15 protein-coding genes are annotated in these 21,370 nt (G+C 39.7%); 7 read left to right on the top strand and 8 right to left on the bottom strand.

Going from position 1 to position 21,370, the window contains the following annotated elements:
* The first annotated feature begins 231 nt into the window (after positions 1 to 231).
* Entirely contained in the window at positions 232 to 1,932 is a 1,701-nt protein-coding gene (gene ushA / locus DPX34_RS10670; protein ID WP_111978417.1) for a bifunctional UDP-sugar hydrolase/5'-nucleotidase UshA, read from the top strand.
* A 21-nt stretch (positions 1,933 to 1,953) separates the two neighbouring features.
* Here ushA and DPX34_RS10675 read toward each other — a convergent pair whose 3' ends face one another.
* Together DPX34_RS10675 and DPX34_RS10680 are read right to left on the bottom strand one after the other, a co-directional pair.
* The gene (locus DPX34_RS10675) at positions 1,954 to 2,892 is read right to left on the bottom strand and encodes a hypothetical protein (protein WP_111978418.1); all 939 of its coding nucleotides are present in this window, start codon (positions 2,890 to 2,892) and stop codon (positions 1,954 to 1,956) included.
* On the bottom strand, positions 2,892 to 3,803 hold the full coding sequence (locus DPX34_RS10680) for a type 2 periplasmic-binding domain-containing protein (protein WP_111978419.1): 912 nt from the start codon (positions 3,801 to 3,803) through the stop codon (positions 2,892 to 2,894). Before DPX34_RS10680 ends, DPX34_RS10675 begins: the two co-directional genes overlap by 1 nt.
* 221 nt (positions 3,804 to 4,024) lie before the next feature.
* Here DPX34_RS10680 and DPX34_RS10685 point away from each other — a divergent pair, with 221 nt between their 5' ends.
* From DPX34_RS10685 to DPX34_RS10715, 6 genes are all read left to right on the top strand, one after another.
* Positions 4,025 to 4,897 carry a S1/P1 nuclease gene (locus tag DPX34_RS10685; protein WP_232824710.1) on the top strand — a complete coding sequence of 291 codons (873 nt, stop codon included), beginning with the start codon at positions 4,025 to 4,027 and terminating at the stop codon, positions 4,895 to 4,897.
* A gap of 66 nt (positions 4,898 to 4,963) precedes the next feature.
* Positions 4,964 to 8,083, top strand: coding sequence for a TonB-dependent receptor (locus DPX34_RS10690; RefSeq protein WP_111978420.1), 3,120 nt, complete (start codon positions 4,964 to 4,966; stop codon positions 8,081 to 8,083).
* A 417-nt stretch (positions 8,084 to 8,500) separates the two neighbouring features.
* A complete protein-coding gene (locus tag DPX34_RS10695; RefSeq protein WP_198673681.1) occupies positions 8,501 to 9,814 on the top strand; it encodes an HAD-IB family hydrolase in 1,314 nt (437 codons plus the stop codon).
* Positions 9,815 to 10,786: 972 nt separating this feature from the next.
* Positions 10,787 to 11,314 carry a DUF1439 domain-containing protein gene (locus DPX34_RS10705; protein WP_111978422.1) on the top strand — a complete coding sequence of 176 codons (528 nt, stop codon included), beginning with the start codon at positions 10,787 to 10,789 and terminating at the stop codon, positions 11,312 to 11,314.
* A gap of 102 nt (positions 11,315 to 11,416) precedes the next feature.
* Positions 11,417 to 11,764: a DUF3024 domain-containing protein gene (locus DPX34_RS10710; protein WP_111978423.1), complete on the top strand. Its 348-nt coding sequence runs from the start codon at positions 11,417 to 11,419 to the stop codon at positions 11,762 to 11,764.
* 506 nt (positions 11,765 to 12,270) lie between these two features.
* Positions 12,271 to 12,555 carry a YkgJ family cysteine cluster protein gene (locus DPX34_RS10715; RefSeq protein ID WP_111978424.1) on the top strand — a complete coding sequence of 95 codons (285 nt, stop codon included), beginning with the start codon at positions 12,271 to 12,273 and terminating at the stop codon, positions 12,553 to 12,555.
* A gap of 197 nt (positions 12,556 to 12,752) precedes the next feature.
* On the opposite strand, the gene dinB is transcribed toward DPX34_RS10715, so the two are convergent.
* From dinB to DPX34_RS10745, 6 genes are all read right to left on the bottom strand, one after another.
* Positions 12,753 to 13,817, bottom strand: a complete 1,065-nt coding sequence (gene dinB / locus DPX34_RS10720; RefSeq protein ID WP_111978425.1) for a DNA polymerase IV — start codon at positions 13,815 to 13,817, stop codon at positions 12,753 to 12,755.
* Positions 13,818 to 13,970: 153 nt separating this feature from the next.
* On the bottom strand, positions 13,971 to 14,843 hold the full coding sequence (gene sucD / locus DPX34_RS10725; protein ID WP_111978426.1) for a succinate--CoA ligase subunit alpha: 873 nt from the start codon (positions 14,841 to 14,843) through the stop codon (positions 13,971 to 13,973).
* On the bottom strand, positions 14,843 to 16,009 hold the full coding sequence (sucC, locus tag DPX34_RS10730; RefSeq protein WP_111978427.1) for an ADP-forming succinate--CoA ligase subunit beta: 1,167 nt from the start codon (positions 16,007 to 16,009) through the stop codon (positions 14,843 to 14,845). The genes sucD and sucC overlap by 1 nt, the downstream gene beginning before the upstream one ends.
* Before the next feature lie 206 nt (positions 16,010 to 16,215).
* The gene (gene odhB, locus DPX34_RS10735) at positions 16,216 to 17,709 is read right to left on the bottom strand and encodes a 2-oxoglutarate dehydrogenase complex dihydrolipoyllysine-residue succinyltransferase (protein WP_111978428.1); all 1,494 of its coding nucleotides are present in this window, start codon (positions 17,707 to 17,709) and stop codon (positions 16,216 to 16,218) included.
* Positions 17,710 to 17,719: 10 nt separating this feature from the next.
* The gene (gene sucA, locus DPX34_RS10740) at positions 17,720 to 20,533 is read right to left on the bottom strand and encodes a 2-oxoglutarate dehydrogenase E1 component (protein WP_111978429.1); all 2,814 of its coding nucleotides are present in this window, start codon (positions 20,531 to 20,533) and stop codon (positions 17,720 to 17,722) included.
* Between the two features lie 117 nt (positions 20,534 to 20,650).
* Positions 20,651 to 21,361 carry a succinate dehydrogenase iron-sulfur subunit gene (locus DPX34_RS10745; protein WP_111978430.1) on the bottom strand — a complete coding sequence of 237 codons (711 nt, stop codon included), beginning with the start codon at positions 21,359 to 21,361 and terminating at the stop codon, positions 20,651 to 20,653.
* Positions 21,362 to 21,370 lie beyond the last annotated feature (9 nt).

Consider the following 21,370-nt stretch of genomic DNA (forward strand, 5'->3'; position numbering starts at 1 on the left):
GATTGCAAGCGAGCATGCTCATCGTCATTTTCATAAAAATACAGTGTGGTTGACACTTTATAACCGGTAGCGATTGAACACAAACCCCAATCATACACTGCGCTCAATAAACCGTTTAAAAAATTAAGATCTCCCCCTCTTTAACGCATTTATCGCCGGTATGTCATCCGGCTGTAGCATACATCGCGTTTAATTTAGCGACAATCAATTTGCTTAACCGTTTGGTTTGCCATGCGTTTTTTATACTTGTGTGTGAGTTTGTTTTTTTGTTTGAGTGTTAATTCGGGTTGCACCTCGTCGTCTTCGCTTTTATTACCTATAAATAAAACACCTATAAATAAAGCACCGATCAATAAAGCGCATTTAAATACAAACACCTCACGCAAAATCACGATATTACACACTAATGATCATCATGGTCGTTTTTGGGTTAACTCAGATAATGAATACGGTATGGCTGCACGCCAAACATTGCTTAATCAATTACGCCAACAAGCCCAAACTCAAGGCAGTACGGTATTGCTGTTATCGGGTGGTGATATAAATACGGGCGTACCAGAATCTGATTTGCTCAAAGCCGAGCCCGATTTTAAAGCCATGAGTTTACTCGGCTACGATGCCATGGCGCTGGGCAATCACGAATTTGATAATCCGCGCGCTATACTCAACAAACAGCAACAATGGGCTCACTTTCCATTATTATCAGCCAATATTATTGATACAAAAAGTCAAAAACCGGCGTTTCAACCTTATGCTTTGTTTAATAAAAAGGGGCTAAATATTGCCGTAATCGGCCTAACAACACCCGATACGGCTAAAATAGCCAACCCCAAATACATCGCCGATTTGCAGTTTATTGATCCCGCCTTAGCCCTTAAAAACACCGTCAAACAAATAAAAGCAACACAGCACCTCGACTTAACCATTGCGGTTACGCATATGGGGCACTATGCCGATGCTAAGCACAACACAAATGCCCCCGGTGATGTCACACTTGCCCGCAATTTACCCGCCGGTATGTTGAATTTAATTATTGGTGGCCATTCGCAAGAACCGGTTTGCATGAAAAAAAGCGTTAAAAATAGGCCTGTCGACTTTAAAGCCGGACAAGCCTGTTGGCCCGACCAACAAAATGGTACGTGGATCATGCAGGCACATGAATGGGGAAAATATGTGGGTAAAGCCGAGCTTATTATTGAGCAAGGCAAGGTTAAGTTGCTTAGTTATGAATTAATTCCGGTTAACCTTAAACACCGAGATAATAATAACCAAGCGACAACATGGGTTACCCCTTACATCACACCGGATAAGCACCTTACCCAATTTTTATATCCTTATTTTGAACAAGCGAGTGAACAATTAAAGCAACCAATTGCACAAATCATGGGGACATTTGTGGGTGATCGCAACGCTGTACGCACTCAGCAAACTAATTTAGGGCAACTTATTTTGAGTGCACAAATGCAAGCCGTTAATGCGGATGTGGGTATTATTAGTTCGGGCGGTATTCGACACTCAATTGCCTCTGGCCAAGTGTTGTATCGTGATATTCTAAAAGTGCATCCGTTTAAAAACCGTATTAGTTACATCGATTTTTCTGGCCAAGCGTTGCTCGATTATTTAAACCACGTTGTAAAATTTTCACCTGATTCAGGTGCGTATCCTCAACTTCGCGGTTGTGACTTTACGTTAAAAAACGGCAATATAAGCCAATTATTAATTAACGGTTCTCCGCTCACGCTACATAAAAGCTATCGCTTAAGTATTAATAGTTATAATGCGGTTGGCGGCGATGGTTATCCTAAACTACAAGATCACCCGCATTACACCGAAACTCAAAAAATAGATGCCAACGTGCTTAAAGAATATATGGCGCAACAAAATCAGGTTATTCAAGCGAGCCAATATTCACCTCAAAAAAATCAACTTTAATGCGGGTTGTGAATAACCGATTTATTTACCCACAATGGTAAAATGAATCGGCTCTATATTGGCTAAGCCATAATGATGCAATTTTGAACGCGACCCTTCGCCATGAGCTTTAGGCGGATAATAAAGCGCTTTCGCATCTAAATCATCGCCAAAGACGTCATCTAATACCGAACGAATTTCGCTTAAGGTTTTTTCTTGGTTGTTATTAAAATTAGGGCGTTTGCGCACCGTGTGGCCTAACTCAATTAAACGGTAAAAATATTTATTTGCGAGGTCAAATAAGGGTTCTGGCACATCACGATTATGGCTAACAACAACCGATTTATCACTCGCGCAAAACTCAAGTAACGCCGCATAAAAACACAATGGCTTGTTTGCCATGTCTACACAGGTTTGCGTTTTTGAAAACAATAACGTTTTCTGCTTTAAATCTAACGTTAACACCGCGGGGATGTCTTTTATCTTGTTTTCAGTCGATATATCACGCCCGACTAAATTCCAAAAACGAATATAATTTTGGCTCAAAAAGACAATAAACAAGGCAAACAACAGCGGGTATATACTTATATAATGACTAAATTCCGCTCGATGCGAGCGTAAAACTAAAACGATATCTTGCTGAGGGGCAACTAAAATACGTTCAATTAGTTGTGTGTTTTCAAACTCAGCTAAATACACGCCTTGCAACCCAACTAACGTCACGGGTAATAATGCTTGTTGCAAAGACATGTTTAATTTTTCAATGTAACGTCGTACTCGTTTAGGTTCACCGGCAATACTCATCGCGGAGTTCGCTATTTGGATCTGATCTAAATCTAACGCCACTCGGTTTTCAACACTATGACTGGCCAATTCAATTAACTGTTGATGGTTTTTGTAAGCCCCTACCCCGTAGGCAACTTGCAACAACAACCACACCGCCAATAAACTCACACAAAATCGCAGCTTAATGTGCAGCATTATATTCCCCCCCCAGTGGTGAAATTAACTTTGGTTAAAACATCACACGCATGAAAAATAGTGATTTGATTATAATAAGATGAACTTTGCTGCCGAGCATGCTCGCTCAAAACAGACTGAACACTACAAAGTAGTTCGGGGTTTTGCTGGGTCATTTTTAAATACCATTTACTGCCACTTATATTGCTGCTGATCGGCGCAATATAGTTTTGACTAAAACGTAAACTATCTTCTTGTTGCCAATATGATGCAATAATATCGACTTGCCCATTGGCTAATAAATCACGCAACGCCATGTGCGAATTAACATACACAATATCTAAATTTTCTAATTCAATACCCAACTGTTTAAATTTACCTTTAGGTAACATGTGGCCTGAGCGACTGCTTGGGTAGTCAAGCAAGCCTATTTTTTTATCTAAAAAATAGGCTTTTTCTAACCGGGGTTTCTCTTTTAACGACATAAAATAAGCGGTATAAGCTGGATATCCAGCAACCGATACATAGTTATAAGTAAGCTCAGCCGCAAAAGCCTGCATTAGGTTTTCTTTTGCTAAAATTAAATCAGCTATCCCCTTACCTAAAAAATCAATCGAATCGCTAATTTTATAGCCCCAATAAGTCCGAATTTGGCTAAATTGCCGAGCAACCGTGGGGTCATGGCATAACTGTTGGGTCAGGGTTTCGGCGACCGATTTAGAAGGGGCATATACAATAAAAGGATCAAGCGCTGAGTTTTCATGAATAACACAATCAATCGATAGTTTTTCAACACGTGATAAATGAATATGGTCAAGCTTGACAACCCCTAATCCAACAAACCACACCAATACAATCGACATAAAAAAGACAATTAAAATGATGGATTTAGGTATATGAGGCTCAGAAAGAACTGAAAAGTTTAATTGCATTGTCGAATAGCCCCTTGGAATCAACATAAAATTATTTATTGAATAAGTAAATTTACCCAACCTTTGTAACTCATTGATATTAAATAAATATTAACAAGAAATTATGAGTTTTATTAAGTCATTCCTACGCCATAAAAAATCACTAAAATTCGTTGCAAATTCAAGGTGCTAGTGACCTTTAACACGATCAAACCTGACAAAAGATAAAACGGAAATAGAACATGTTTAAAAACAGCATATGGCTTAATGTATTTTTTAGCTTATTGATAACCGCATTAATAAGTTTGATGATCAATGCACTTACGCCATCATTTGCGTGGGCATGGGGCAAAACGGGTCACCGTGTAGTTGGTAAAATTGCCGAGCATCATTTAACAGCCCAAACACAAATCGCCCTGCAACCTTTGCTACAAGGTGAATCATTGGCGTCTATTGCTAACTGGGCCGACGAACAACGCTCGAACCCAGACCGTTTTTGGCAAAAAGAATCGGGGCGCTGGCACTACATTAATTTAAATACACCCAGTGAATTTAACCCTAAGCGCTACTCAGCTAGTGCTAAAAAAGCACATATAAAAGATGCTTATCACGTCATTATTAAATCAATCGATGTGCTAAAAAATAAACGCACAAGCGTAGAAGAAAAACGTTTTTATTTACGCTTTTTAACGCATGTTGTTGGTGATGTTCATCAACCTTTGCATGTGGGGCATGCTGACGATCACGGCGGCAATAAAATCTCGGTGCGTTTTTTTGGCAGCGAGACTAACTTGCATACCTTATGGGATAGCAAACTGATTGATTACACCCAATTATCATACAGTGAGCTGAGCCAATTTATTAACACCCAAGACATTCAAACAATACAACAACACCTAGATTCGCAACCACATGAATGGATTTTGGAATCATTTAAACTTGCGCAATCTATTTATCAAGTGAGTAACGACGACCATCGTTACCGCTATGTATACCAACATATGCCAACGGTTAAATCACGTTTAACTGCAGCCGGGCTAAGACTCGCGGGGGTATTAAACGCCATATTCGACCCCACCGCCGTGCCACTGATTGAAGCAATTCCAAACCTATGATTATTAAAAATCAATAATTAAATCTAACACAATTAATCCAATTACAAACTTAAAGTAGGACACACCATGAAAACACGTTATAACAAAACTTTACTTAGCCTAGCGGTTACAGCGGGTTTAGGCTTAAGCCAAGTCGCGGTTGCCAACGACACTTCATCGGCCATTAAAGGGCAGATCTCTACACCCGCCGGAACACCTGCAGCGGGCACTATTATTAAAATTGTGCATGTACCTTCGCAATCAACCAAAACAACTACCGTAAACGAAGCCGGTACTTTTGTTGCAAAAGGGCTACGTGTAGGCGGCCCTTATAAAATCACAGTCGATTCTGACAAATACAAAGACCAACAAATTAAAGGTGTGTTTTTATCATTAGGTAAAACGTATCCGCTTAATGTTCAACTCGGCACAGAAGCCGCAATGGAAGAAGTGGTCTCGATAGGCCAAATGCTCGATAACGTTGCTGGCGGCACCGGACCATCAACCACATTCACCTTAGATAATTTAGAAAACGCGCCAGCAATCAGTCGTGATTTAAAAGATATTGTTAGAGCTGACCCGCGTGTTTATATTGATGAAGGTGAAGGAGACGATGCGATACAATGTGGTGGCGGCAACCCCAAATTTAACAGCTTAACGGTTGATGGGGTGCGCATGAACGACAACTTCGGCCTTAACGCCAATGGCTACCCTACGGTGAGAGCACCGTTTTCATACGATGCAATCGACCAAGTGACCATCGAACTCGCCCCTTTTGATGTAAAATACGGTGGCTTTACATCGTGTAACTTTAACGCCGTTACAAAATCTGGCGGTAACGAGGTGCACGGTAGTGTGTTTATCGATTATACCAATGACTCAATGACTGGCGACAAGCTCAATGGCGAAGCGGTAGACACCGGTGACTTCACCGAAAAACGCTACGGCTTTAACGTAGGCTTACCGCTCATCGAAGATGAATTATTTTTATTTGCCTCATACGAAGCGCTAAAAGGGGCTGAATTATTTAGTTACCCCGGTTTAGGCAACGACCCTGAAAAAGACATATCACAAACCGACATTTCACGTATTCGTCAAATAGCCAAAGATGTATATGACTACGATATTGGCGGCACTCCGGGCAGCATGCCAGTCGATGATGAAAAAATGTTGATCAAACTTGATTGGAATATCAACAATGATCATCGTGCGAGTGTGGTATACAACTACAACGATGGCTTTAGATTAAATCAATCAGACGATTGGGCGGTTACACTCGACAGTCACTTTTTTGAGCGCGGCGCAGAGTTTACGTCACTTGTTGGTTCACTCTACTCAGACTGGTCAGACAAACTATCAACTGAAATTCGCATTGGCAAAAGCGAGCTCGATATGCGTCAGCAATCGTTAGATGCCGCTAGCAGTTTTGGCGAAGTACAAATTCGTCATAACGGCAATACTTTATTCTTAGGTCCAGATGATTCACGTCAAACAAACGATCTAGATTGGGACAGTTTAACGTTTAAATTTGCGGCTAATTATTACCTAGAAAACCATACGTTAACCGCCGGTTATGAGCTTGAAAAACTCAACGTATTCAACTTGTTTATGCAACACACTCAAGGTGAATTTCGTTTTGATTCGATTGATGATTTTGAAACCGGCGATGCAGCCCGTATTTATTACAACAATTCAGCCGGCACTAGCAACCCACTTGACGTAGCGGCTGAATTTTCGTTTGCCCAACACACATTTTATTTACAAGATGAGTTCACCCTACCCGAGCACCATTTATCATTAACGTTTGGTTTACGCTACGATCAATACACCAGCGATGATGAACCACGTCACAATCAAAAATTTGCCACTCGTTATGGTTTCAGTAACGCAAAAAGTATGGACGGCCTTGATTTACTGCAACCCCGCTTAGGCTTTAAATGGAACGCTAACGAGCAATTAGAAGTGCGTGGCGGTATTGGTTTATATTCTGGCGGCAACCCCAATGTATGGGTTGCAAACTCGTATCAAAATGATGGTATAACGCAAATAGCGTTACAAGAGCGCGGTGTTAATTTATTTAACACGCCAATGGTAAACAATGGCAAACCTATTTTTGAAGTGCCGCAATCAATGTATGACGAAATAGCTAATACTCCCGTTGGTAGTGGTGATGGCAGTGTGAACGCCATAAATCCTAATTTTGAAGTTCCATCTGAATGGAAATATGCTTTAGGTGCCACTTATAGCACCGCCGATGATTACATCATCGCGCTCGATTTTTTACACAGTCAAAAACAAGATTCTGCGATCATAAAAGATGCATCACTTAAAATAACCGACCAAACAGCGCCTGATGGCCGACCTATTTATACGCAAAGTGTAGAGGGTCGCTATAGTGAATACGTATTAAGCAATGTTGAAGGTGACGATGGAGAAAGCACAGTTATCTCTGCGGCGTTAAGTAAAAATTATGATAATGGCTTTGATTTTACGGTGGCCTATTCGTATACCCAAGCTGAAGATGTAAGTCCAATGACAAGCTCAGTAGCGGGTTCAAATTATGGCAATTTAGCCGTAACCAACCCTGGCAACCCGGGTATCGCTACATCTGATTACGAAATACCACATCGCTTTACACTCCAACTGGGTTACAGCGCCGAGTTTATCTCGGGTTACAAAACACGCTTTAACGTATTTGGGCAAGCTAGTGAAGGCCAACCTTACTCATATACATTTGAACGCAGCGACGGCATGTTTGGCGACAACAATTGGAATGGCTCTCGTCAATTAATCTACGTACCACTCGAGAACGACCCAACAGTCACTTATGCCGATAGCTTTGACCAAACCGCATTTAATCAATTTATTGAATCAGAAGGGCTAACACGTGGCCAAATATTAGATCGCAATGAAATAAATGCCGACTGGTATACTAAATTTGATTTTAAGGTATCGCAAGAAATCCCAGGCTTTCAAGATGATCACCGTGGACAAGTCTTCTTCGTGATTAAAAATGTAGGCAACTTACTCAATGATGAATGGGGTGTAATTGAAGAAGGTGATTTTGTGGGTAATCGGTTAATTTCGGCCAATATAAATGACCAAGGTCAATACGAATACACCCAGTTTAATGCGAGCAATGTGGGTACAGAAGCGCAAATACCTTCTTTGTGGGAAATGCGTATTGGTATTCGTTATACCTTCTAACCTCAAAGAACGGTTTAACGTTCAAATAGAGTCAATTTTTTGTTTGTAAAAGCCAAGCGCGCACCCTGTGATTATTTGGGGTGACGCGCTTTTTTACTTTAAACGGTTCGATAAAACACGTTTAACTAGCTGATTTTTAATTACAAAGGTTTGAAAACACCCATATTAGGCGTTATATTATGAGCGCTAACGTAACCTAAGTGGTCGCGACTTAATTCCCTTTATTATAGTCAAAGCGATCGGGTTTTAGGGGAAGCCGTCAAAGCTACCGCGTCCTGCTCTCGCCCCTTACCTGCATCCATGCAGGCAAGCTTCGAGACCCCATGAGCATATGCTCTACTATGTGATTGGGGCGAGTAAGCGCTGACAATGAACCATAAAAACTGAGCGAGAAGACTATATTAATAAGCAGTTATGATGAATTCTAATAATTTAGGTAAAGGAATACCCGCCTATAAAACACTTGTTTGTTTTGACTTTGATGGAACATTAACAGCAACAAACGCACTACATCAACTTTATATATTTAAAGTGCACTATTATCACTTTATAAAAGGGGTATTTTGGCGTTTACTGTTTCTTATTCAAATTCCTTATTTCTTCTTTTTATATAAAACCGATAATAAACGCTTTAATCAATTTTTATATTCACGTTATCGAGGCATGCGGCAAGACAAACTGCGCGCAATTTTAGAACAACACCTGTCCCCTTTTTTATGGCGGCAAATATTTCCTGCCGCGCAACATATTATTAATCAGTTGCCAACCAAACAAACCGATATCATCATTATATCAGCGTCTTGGTCGCCCGTTGTTGAACAAATAGCACAATTGCTGGGCGTAAAATACACATTTGCAACTCAGCTTAATATCAGAGAGGGCCGATTAACCGGACAAATAATTGATTTTGTCGATGGCGCACGTAAAGCTCAAATACTAAAAGACTTTTTGGCACGTTCAACAACAGGCTACGGAAAAGTCATTGCTTATGGTAATTCGAAGTGGGACATCCCCATGCTCAACTGCGCCGATAGAGCGTATGTTGTTAATCCTAATAATGCACTGGCAAAATGGGCCAGTAAAAACAAAATTACGGTATGCAACTGGCATATACCAAAACGTCATTGGAGCATTCGTGTATTTTTGCCGATCGCTCGTTTATATTTAGGCCAATTTACCGGTTGGCAACATATACCTAAAAATGGCGGATGCATTGTAATTGCTAACCACACCAGTTACTTAGACCATTACATGCTTTATCCTTTAATTGGTTTAATGACCGGTAGACGAGCAAAATTCATTTCTAAAATCGAACATTTTAATTCTCCCATTTTTGCTAAAATAATTTCTTATTTAGGCGCATATCCTATTGATAGAGATAAAGGCGGAAGAAGTGCAATTAATACCGCAATACAGCTCTTAGAAAAAGGCGAAATCGTGGTTATTTATCCTGAAGGGACACGCGCACGAGATGGCCAAATAGCCGATTTCAAAGCAGGCGTCGTTATTATACAAGAAAAAACTCAAGTTCCTGTTTTGCCGATAGGGATTAAAGGCGCTTTTCAAGCTTGGTCTCCTGCACATCAATATCCATCAATTGGCACGATCGATATCGCAATCGGTAAGCTCATCCCAAGCGCTAACCAAACAATATCAAAAGCAAGCAAGCCTAAACTCGATAAAAAGCAAAGAGCCGCTTACTTAAAGCAAACCGTAACGGATTTATGTTAAACGCTAAAAGCAATTAAGATGCGCTTTATTATTCGCTAGTTTAACCGCTAAAAATATCGTTAATATTATCGTTAATGTTAACGTTGATCGTTGCTTAAAGCCTGACATTGAACCGAGTGACAGCCAGAACGATTAATATCCTCGAGTAAAGTTAGAGATTACCATCGGTGGTATCTACCCTAACAAATGCAACATAAAAATCAGCCGAGTAAAACAAGCTATAAATGATGGACTTGTGCCGCCGGTTTCATCATACAAATAGGCTCGATGCCGTGTTAAGTGTGGCGATTAATCGTTAATTTACAAAGTAATCGTCAATAATAAGCTAATTTAAACGCTGCAAGTGCTTATACCAATCCGTAATAATAAGTGCCCACTCAGCGAGCGTTTAAATGCGCTAAAATGAAAGAATAGTGGTGCTCTTTTGAGTTCGAGCAACACAGAGTAAGCGCATTTAAAACTCGCCTGAAAGGAATGCCCCAGCGGCTTTTGACCTGCGTTATCGGTATTTGAAAGGGAACAACCATTCCTGTACACCGACGCCTTGTTCAAAAACCGCTGGATGCATTCTGAGAGATCACTTATTTATATGAATTGGTATTAGTCTTTTATCATTGCTATACCCACTTGAATGGTAGCCATGGAGAACACATTTAACTTAATTAACAAGCCGATAAGCGGCAATACCTCAGTCAACATGAGTAATGACATCAACCGGTATAACCCCGTTGGCCTGTAAATTTAAAGCCACGTGATTATGAATTGTTAATAAATTAATATCATCAGGTGGTAAATAATTTAGCTAATACACATTATCAATATCGTATTCATATTCTATTGATAATACTGGTTATTTAAAATACGGTTCTGTCAGGCCTTTTTGTAAGCAATTTAAACACACGTTTTTAAATTATTGATTTAATAGTCACTCATGTTAAATTGTATAACGGCCCAACGCTTTTTGGAGGCGCTATGAACCGAATTTTATTGTGTATGACGTTATTGTTGGCCTCTCAATGCGCTTTTGCTTTTTCATATACAGTAGAGCTCACTGAGCAAGCCTTACAGCAAAAAGTGTCCGCAATGATGCCGATGAAAAAAAAGCGATTGTTTGTCACAATTATATTGTCTGATCCACAGGTCACGTTAAGTCAAGACAGTAACAAAATTGGTATATTTACGCATGTAACCGCAATGATGCCAGGCGGCATTCAAGGTTCTGGCCGCGCAAAAATAAAGGGGTCGTTAAGTTATAATACGGATACAGGCGCGTTTCATTTTCATGATCCGATCATTGAAAAATTAGAAGTTGATGACGTACCTGAAAAATTTACCGCTAAAGTGAAACAATTAGCACAATTAGCGATGACTAAAGCCATGACTATTTACCCTATTTATAAATTTAAAGATAATAATCTAAAACATAAACTGGCTAAAGCCGCTTTAGAATCGATCGAAGTTAAAAATAAAACCTTGTATGTGACCTTAAGCGCATTTTAATTCAATGTGTATCTTGCTGAATTAATAGTGCATTTTTGCTTTATATTCTAGTATTATCTTTGAAGCTGAATATTTTGCATAACTAAAAGGAGTTAATCATTAGTGGCAATTAGTGAGTTTGAGATAAAACGATGTGAACGCGAATTAAATAAATTTTTAACCGAACATCGTCCACCTATGCATTTACGGGATCAAATTGATATTAGTTATAAAATTGAAAATCAAACGGTGGAAATCTTTGAGATTAGACCTGATTTTCGTGATCAAAATATCAAAATTGAAGCGCCTTTTGCCAAAGCAACTTATGTTAAATCACAAAATAATTGGAATATTTTTTGGCTTAAATCCGACCTTAAATGGCACGTATATCAACCAACCCCAACCGTTAAGTTATTTGAATCTTTTTTAGAGATTGTTAGCCAAGACAAACACCATTGCTTTTTTGGTTAGGCAGATTGTTTTGTTTAAATAAAAAAGTAAACCCATTTACCTTACATCTTCATTTGCCCTTTGCCCTTTGCCCTTTGCCAAAAAAAGTAAAGTAAGTAAGCCAACACCAACCTGTAAAGTATGTTAAATAAGAAGATCTGTTATTAGCAGGTCTAAAAAAGTAAGATACACCTGTCGCTTATAGGCAATACCACTGCATTGTTTAAATCAAATATTATGTTTTAGTTGTTATTACAAAGTGTCCATTTCTCATATTACGTATTTTGATCAATTTGTCATAATTGAAGGGGTTTAAGTTTGTGCATTAGGTATAGTCAAAGCCATCGGGGTTTAGGGGAAGCCGTCAAGCTTCGAGACCCCACGAGCATATGCTCTATTATGTGATTGGGGCGAGTAAGCGCTGACAATGAACCATAAAACCTGAGCGAAAAGACTATAAACTAAAATGCATGTTTAATCCGGTTGAGTTACGTTAAACTACGCCATTGCCTAATTAGATGACACGTATGACCATAGATATTATAGAAATACCAAACGCTGATATTACCTGCTCAACTTGTAAAGCTTGCTGCTGCCGTTTAGAAGTGATGATCATTACCGATACAGGCGTACCCGATGAGCATATAGCGCGTGATAAATGGGGCAGTGAAACTATGTTGCGATTAGATGATGGTTGGTGTTCGGCATTAGATCGTGACACGTTTATGTGTACCATTTACGAAAATCGCCCTTGGATTTGTCGTGAATTCGAAATGGGCTCATATGAATGTCAAACCGAGCGTTCTGCTTAATACAACGATAGAACTTTACTGGGAGATTTGATTATACCAAGCGAAATAAAAACGCCCTTCTCTACTATTGTCCATGTTTACTCCCCTTATGTGATACGTCTTATCCCCTCACATTTAGACTTATATAAGCTATAGCCATTATTATCTTTAATAAATAATGAAATTTTTAAATAGCTAAACACGTACTCATGTATTGATTATAAAAAATCAAATACCATTTGCTTCTGAGTTTGTGGTTTTGCTAACCCTAAACTGATACCCACCAGTCTAATACCTCGATTTTCTTGTCTTAATAACGCGCCTGTTAATAATTCACTAAATAAAGATTCGTTTAGGGTGGGTGATATTTTTTCGATCGTGGTCGTTTTGAAGTCATCAAACTTAAGTTTAATCACTTGTTTGTGTACAACAGAATCTCGTTTATGCTTAGCAAATCGACTATTCAATTCAGGCAATAGCTGCTTTATTACGCGTAAAACTTGGTCACGACTGTAAATATCATGACTTAATGTGTGTTCTACACCAACTGACTTCCTAACACGGTCAAGTGATAATTCTCGATCATCGATACCGTGGCTTTTATCTAGTAAGCTTTTAGCGAGTTTACCGCAAGCTTGCTCTAAACCATCAAATGGATAAGATCTCACATCTGCGGTTGTGTTTAAGCCTAATGATTTGAGTTTCTCGGCTGTGACTTTACCAACCCCAGGTATTTTACGTAAAGGTAATTTATCAACGAATTCACTCACTTTATGCGGTGGTATCACACAAATACCATTTGGTTTGTTTTCGTCACTCGCAATTTTAGCAATAAATTTGTTGGGTGCAACACCAGCTGAAGCTGTTAAACCGGTTTCAACTTCAATGTCTCTTCTGATGGATTCGGCAATTAAGGTCGCACTTCCCTGAAATAATTTGCAATCAGATACATCTAAATACGCTTCATCGAGTGATAAAGGTTCGATTAAAGGGGTGTAACGTAAAAAAATATCGCGTATTTGTTGAGATATACTTTTATAGAGCGCCATACTGCCAGGCACCACAACTAAATCAGGGCATAATTTAAGTGCATGTGCCGTTGCCATCGCAGACCTAACACCATATTTTCGAGCTAAATAATTACAAGTTGATAATACACCACGTCGATCAGAAGATCCTCCTACCGCAATAGGTAGGTTGCTGAGTGCGGGGTTTTCTCGCATTTCGACGGCAGCAAAAAAACAGTCCATATCAATGTGTATAATTTTTCTAGGTTTACTCATCATGTATTCGTATGATTTAAATGATCACGGTTTGGGGCAATTCATTAAAGAGTATAGCCAACCATAACTGTATATAAAAACAGTTTTAATATTTTAGGCATAAAAAAACCTGCTCATTTATGTGAGCAGGTTTTTGTTAACTAGAAACAGAGCTTACCAGCCTGTTTTCTCAGCTAATGCTTTACCGATTTCAGCTAGAGAGCGAACCGTTTTAACACCCGCTGCTTCTAATGCTGCAAATTTATCATCAGCAGTACCTTTACCACCAGAGATAATTGCACCAGCATGACCCATACGCTTACCTGGAGGAGCCGTAACACCTGCAATGTAAGATACGACAGGCTTAGTTACATTTTCAGCAATGTAAGCTGCAGCTTCTTCTTCAGCTGTTCCACCGATTTCACCAATCATTACGATTGCTTCAGTTTGTGGATCTTTTTCGAACATTTCTAGAACGTCGATGAAGTTAGTACCTGGGATTGGATCACCACCGATACCAACACAAGTAGACTGACCAAAACCAGCATCAGTTGTTTGCTTAACCGCTTCATAAGTTAAAGTACCTGAACGAGATACAATACCGACTTTACCTGGTAAGTGAATGTGACCAGGCATGATGCCTATTTTACATTCGCCTGGCGTGATAACACCTGGGCAGTTAGGACCGATTAAACGTACACCTAACTCGTCACATTTTACTTTAGCGTCTAACATATCTAATGTTGGAACACCTTCCGTAATACAAACGATTAATGTAATACCGCTGTTAGCTGCTTCTAAGATTGAATCTTTACAGAATGCAGCAGGAACATAGATTACTGACGCAGTAGCGCCTGTTTTCTCAACAGCTTCAGCAACAGTGTTAAATACTGGAAGGCCTAAATGTTCTTGACCGCCTTTACCAGGTGTAACACCACCAACCATTTGCGTACCATACTCGATAGCTTGCTGTGAATGGAAAGTACCTTGTGAACCCGTGAAACCTTGACAGATAACTTTAGTATCTTTATTAATTAGTACAGACATTATTTGGCCTCCGCTGCTTTAACAACTAATTCAGCAGCTTCTTGTAAGCTTGGAGCTGCAATGATGTCTACGTCTGAGTTTGCAAGAACTTCACGTCCTGCATCAGCGTTTGTACCTTCTAAACGTACAACAACAGGTACTTTAACACCCACTTCTTTAACCGCTGCAATAATACCTTCAGCGATCATGTCACAACGAACGATACCACCAAAAATGTTAACTAAAACAGCTTTAACATTTGAGTCAGAAAGAATGATTTTGAATGCTTCAGCAACACGTTCTTTAGTTGCTCCGCCACCAACATCTAAGAAGTTAGCTGGGCTGCCACCGTTTAAGTTAACGATATCCATTGTACCCATTGCTAAACCAGCGCCATTAACCATACAACCCACGTTGCCGTCTAATGCTACATAGTTTAATTCCCACTTAGCAGCATCTGCTTCGCGAGCATCTTCTTGAGAAGGATCGTGCATTTCTTTGATGTCTGGGTGACGACCAACAGCATTACTATCGATTGCAACTTTAGCATCTAAACAATGTAAATCACCGGCACCCGTAATAACAAGTGGGTTGATTTCGATTAATTCAACATCTTTTTCTTGGAATAATTTGGCTAAACCTAAGAAGATTTTAACAAATTGTGAAACTTGCTTGCCTTCTAAGCCTAATTTGAATGCTAAATCACGTGCTTGATAAGGTTGTGCACCAACAAGTGGGTCGATAGTGGCTTTTAAGATTTTTTCTGGCGTTTCTTCAGCCACTTTCTCAATCTCAACACCACCTTCTGTTGAAGCCATGAATACGATGCGGCGAGTGCCACGATCAACAACAGCACCTAAGTATAACTCTTGAGCGATATCAGTTAATGGCTCAAGTAAAATGCGGCTTACTGGTTGACCTTTTTCATCTGTTTGATAAGTAACAAGGTTGTTACCTAACCATTTTTCAGCGAACTCTTTGATTTCGTCTTTAGACTTAACTACTTTAACGCCACCCGCTTTACCACGGCCACCGGCGTGTACTTGAGCTTTAGCAACGTAAGTATCTAGACCTAACTGATCAGCAGCGGCAACTGCTTCAGCTGGAGTTTCAGCTGCGATACCTATGGAAACAGGTAGCCCATATTGAGCGAATAACTGCTTGCCTTGATATTCATGCAAATTCATGACTAATTTTCCGTTTATTGATGTGTTTGATTTTGGTTACTAACAACTTATCGTTGTACTAACACGTGAATAAGTCAGTAGTTTAACCTGTGTGAAAGTTGAATGTCTTATCGTTATCGATATTTTCAACATACATTTGATTTATGTAGGTAATATTAAGCATACCTAAATAATTAGGCATGCTTAATGAAAGCTAATATATAAGCTTATAAATCAAGAATTAAGCGAGTAGGATCTTCAAGCAACTCTTTAATTGTGACTAAGAATCCAACTGACTCTTTGCCATCAACTAAACGGTGATCGTAAGATAATGCTAAATACATCATTGGTAAGATTTCTACTTTACCGTTTACAGCCATTGGACGCTCTTGGATTTTGTGCATACCCAAAATAGCCGACTGCGGTAAATTAATGATTGGCGTTGATATTAATGAACCAAAAACACCACCATTAGTAATAGTGAAGTTACCACCTGTCATGTCGTCCATGGTTAATTTACCATCACGGCCTTTAAGGGCTAATTCACGAATACCTTTTTCAATTTCGCCTAAACCAAGTTGGTCAGCATCACGTAAAACAGGTGTCACTAAACCACGTGGAGTCGATACTGCCATGCTTACATCGAAATAGTTATGATATACGATGTCATCGCCATCAATTGATGCGTTGATTGCAGGGTAACGCTTTAATGCTTCTGTTACGGCTTTAGTAAAGAAAGACATAAAGCCTAAACGAACACCGTGCTTCTCTTCAAAGATATCTTTATATTTCTTACGGATATCCATGATTGGCTTCATGTTAACTTCGTTAAACGTCGTTAACATCGCTGTCGAGTTTTTAGCTTCTAGTAGACGATTAGCAATGGTTTTACGTAAACGCGTCATTGGAACACGTTTTTGTGAACGGTCGCCAGCAGGAACGGCAACAGCTTCACTTTTCGCAGCAGCTGGTTTAGCGGCTTTAGATTTAACGTAAGCGTCAACGTCTTCTTTAGTTAAACGACCATCAACACCCGTGCCTTTAACTTTAGCCGCTTCTTCTGTGCTAATTCCGTTTTCGGCTAGTGCACGACGAACAGATGGGCTTAACGCATCACCTTTATCATCTGCAGAAGCGGATGCTTCTGGAGCGGCTGCAGGCGCGGCGGCAGCCGGTGCAGCACCCGCAACTAATCTCGCAATCACTTGCTCGCCAGTTACTGTTGCACCTTCTTCTTGTAAAATTTCAGTAACAACGCCATCAGCTTGAGCTACTACTTCTAAAACTACTTTGTCTGTTTCGATATCAACTAAATTTTGATCTCGAGATACCGCTTCACCAGCTTGAACATGCCATGTAGCGATGCTTGCATCAGCTACTGACTCTGGTAATACAGGAACTAAAATTTCCACCGTCTCACCTTTTACTTGTTGAGTGTTTTGTTGAATAGATTCTGCAGGAGCTGCTGCCGGTGCAACTGCACCTTCAGCGCTGATTTTAGCAATGATTTGCTCGCCTAAAACAGTATCGCCTTCAGAATGTAAGATTTCTGTAACTACGCCGTCTTCTTGCGCAACTACTTCTAATACGACTTTATCGGTTTCAATATCAACCAAATTTTGATCACGCTTAACTGAATCACCTACTTTTACATGCCAAGTCGAAACGGATGCATCAGCTACTGATTCAGGTAATACGGGTACTTTTACTTCAATTGTCATGACTGGATCCTTAATTCTCTAAACCGAGTGCAGAATTAACTAATGCTTTTTGTTGTAGGTTATGAACTGCTAAGTAGCCTACTGCTGGCGAAGCGGATGCTTCACGGCCTGCATAAGTTAAGTTAGTACCCGCTGGAATTGAATTCCAGAAATGGTGTTGTGAACAATACCATGCACCTTGATTTTGTGGTTCTTCTTGACACCAAACAAATTCTTTAACATGGCTGTATTTTTCGATAATCGCATCCATTTCAGCATGTGGGAATGGATAAAGCTGCTCTAAACGTACGATTACAACGTTGTTTTGTTCTGCCTTGCGACGTGCATCAAGTAAGTCGTAATAAACTTTACCACTACAGAAAACAACACGGTCAACTTTATCAGCCGCAATATCATCAATTTCATCAATAACGTTATGGAATTCACCAACGGCTAACTCTTCTAATGTAGAAGTTGCTGACGGGTGACGTAATAATGATTTAGGTGACATCACAATTAATGGTCGACGCATCGGACGAACATGTTGACGACGCAACATATTAAATACTTGCGCTGGTGTTGTGGGTACACAAACCTGCATGTTATGGTCGGCACATAATTGTAAAAAGCGCTCTAAACGAGCAGATGAATGCTCTGGACCTTGACCTTCATAACCGTGTGGTAAAAGCATCGTTAGTCCGCATAAACGACCCCACTTTTGCTCACCTGAACTTAAGAATTGATCGATTACCACTTGAGCACCATTAGCGAAATCACCAAATTGTGCTTCCCAAATCGTCATTGTTGACGGTTCGGCCGTCGCATAACCATATTCGAAAGCTAAAACGGCTTCTTCAGATAATACCGAATCATATATTTCGATTTGACCTTGGTCAGCACTCATATTTGATAATGGTAAATAACCGGTGCCCGTTTTTTGGTCGTGAATAACAGCATGACGATGGAAGAATGTACCTCGTCCAACATCCTGCCCTGTAATACGGATCCGAGTACCATCTTCAACAAGCGATGCATAGGCCAATGTTTCGGCAAAGCCCCAATCAATCGCTTTTTCGCCCTTCGCCATGCTTTGACGATCTTGGTAAACTTTTTTAACGCGAGAATGTGGCACAACTTCTTCAGGGTATGATGAAACTGTTTTTGCAATATCGGTTAGCTTATCAATCGCTAAACTACCGTTGTATTTAATATCCCAATCATGATTAAGATAAGGAGACCAATCAACTGAATGTTCCATCATAGGACGCCATTCATCAACAACACAGGCGCCATGATCAAGTGCTGCACGATATTCGTCAGAAACCTTAACCGCACTCTTATCGTTTAGTACGTTTTCACTAATCAATTGCTTAGCATAAAGATCTTTTGGCACTGGATGCTTTTTGATCTTTTGATACATAATTGGTTGCGTTGCATTTGGTTCATCTGCTTCATTATGGCCATGACGACGATAACAAACTAAATCAATAACAACATCACGTTTGAACTTGTTACGGAAATCAAGTGCAATTTGAGTTGCGATAATAACCGCTTCAGGATCATCTGAATTCACGTGGAATATAGGCGCCTGAACCATTTTCGCAATATCAGTACAATATTGAGTTGAGCGTGTATCTTTAGGGTTAGACGTTGTGAAACCAACCTGGTTATTAACAACGATACGTACGGTTCCGCCAACTTGATATGCACGTGTTTGTGATAAGTTGAACGTTTCTTGTACGACACCTTGTCCTGCTATTGCCGAATCACCATGAATAGTGATAGGTAATGCTTGTGTACCGTCAGAACAACCACGACGGTCCATACGCGCTCTAACAGACCCCATTACAACAGGATTAACGATTTCTAAATGCGATGGGTTGAATGCTAATGCTAAATGTACATCACCACCTGGTGTAGCAAAATCAGAAGAGAAACCCATGTGATATTTAACATCACCTGAACCTAAATTTTGCTCAAATTTACCCGAGAATTCGTCAAATAAAATTGAAGGGTTTTTACCTAGAACATTAACTAAAACATTTAAGCGGCCACGGTGAGCCATACCAATAACAACTTCTTTCGTTCCTTGACTACCTGCACGAGTAATTAACTCTTTAAGCATTGGTACTAAAGCGTCACCACCTTCTAAAGAAAATCGTTTAGCGCCTGGGAATTTAGAACCTAAATATTTTTCTAAACCGTCAGCCGCAACTAATTCTTTATAGATTTTTTGCTTTTCTTCAGTTGTAAATTTAGCAGTTGATTGAATTGACTCTAAACGTTGTTGTAACCAACGTTTTTCATCAGTCGACGTAATGTGCATGTATTCTGCACCAATCGAACCACAATAAGTTTTAACTAATGCACTATGAATGTCGCGTAATGATAATTTCTCACTACCAACTGACAATGATCCTACATTATAAACTTTATCTAAATCTTCATCATTTAAGTCATGGTAAGCAAGTTCTAAGTCACGAACTCTTTCTTGTTTCCATAATCCTAAAGGATCTAAATTAGCGTGCTGATGCCCACGAAAACGATAAGCATTAATCAGTTGTAAAACTCGAACTTGTTTAGTATCAGAGCTTTCAGCTTGTACCACAACTTGACGACGGTGAGCGTTTTTAGCCGCATCTCTAAATTCATCACGAACTTCAGAGTGCTTAACTTCAACTTCAACCCCTTCAACTTTTGGTAATTGATCGAACAAATTACGCCAATCTTCATCAACGTTTTGTGGATCAGATAAATAACTTTCGTACATTTCTTCTACGTAAGTGGCATTAGCACCAGCTAACTGAGATGACTCTAGCCAGGCTTGCATGTTGCCATAGTGCATTCTATTTTCCTTTACCGCAGTAGGTTATTTTAATTGGATAAAAAAATAGCCATTCTTATCAACAAAGAACGGCTATTTAGTAGTTTAGATTGTTTTAAGCAAATAGCTTAACAATTACTAAACAGCCTTTTTCAACAGCATTGACTTAATATGACCAATCGCTTTAGTCGGATTTAAGCCTTTAGGACAAACACTTACACAGTTCATAATTCCGTGACAACGGAATACGCTGAAAGCATCGTCTAGATCTGCTAATCGTTCGTCTGTAGCCGTATCACGACTATCAGCTAAGAAACGATAAGCTGCTAATAAACCTGCTGGGCCGATAAATTTGTCCGGGTTCCACCAAAATGAAGGACATGATGTAGAACAACAAGCACATAAAATACACTCGTATAAACCGTCTAATTTTTCACGTTCTTCAATTGATTGCAGATGCTCACGTGCTGGAGCTTGTTTACCATCATTAATTAAATAAGGCTTCACTTTCTCATATTGAGTAAAGAACTGCGTCATATCAACCACTAAGTCACGCACAACCGGTAAGCCCGGTAATGGACGAATGACTATTTTGCTGCCTTTAAGGTCAGAAAGAGGAGTAATACACGCTAAGCCGTTTTTACCATTCATGTTAACGCCATCAGAACCACATACACCTTCACGACAAGAGCGGCGTAATGATAATGTTGGATCTTGCTCTTTTATAAGCAATAAAGCGTCAAGTACCATGATGTCTTGACCGTCTTCCAAATCCAAAGTGTAATCTTGCATTCTTGGTTTGGCATCAACATCAGGGTTATATCGATAAATAGAGAATATTTTTTTCATCGGTATCGT

This window comes from Algibacillus agarilyticus (genome assembly GCF_003286125.1).
GTDB lineage: Bacteria > Pseudomonadota > Gammaproteobacteria > Enterobacterales > Alteromonadaceae > Algibacillus > Algibacillus agarilyticus.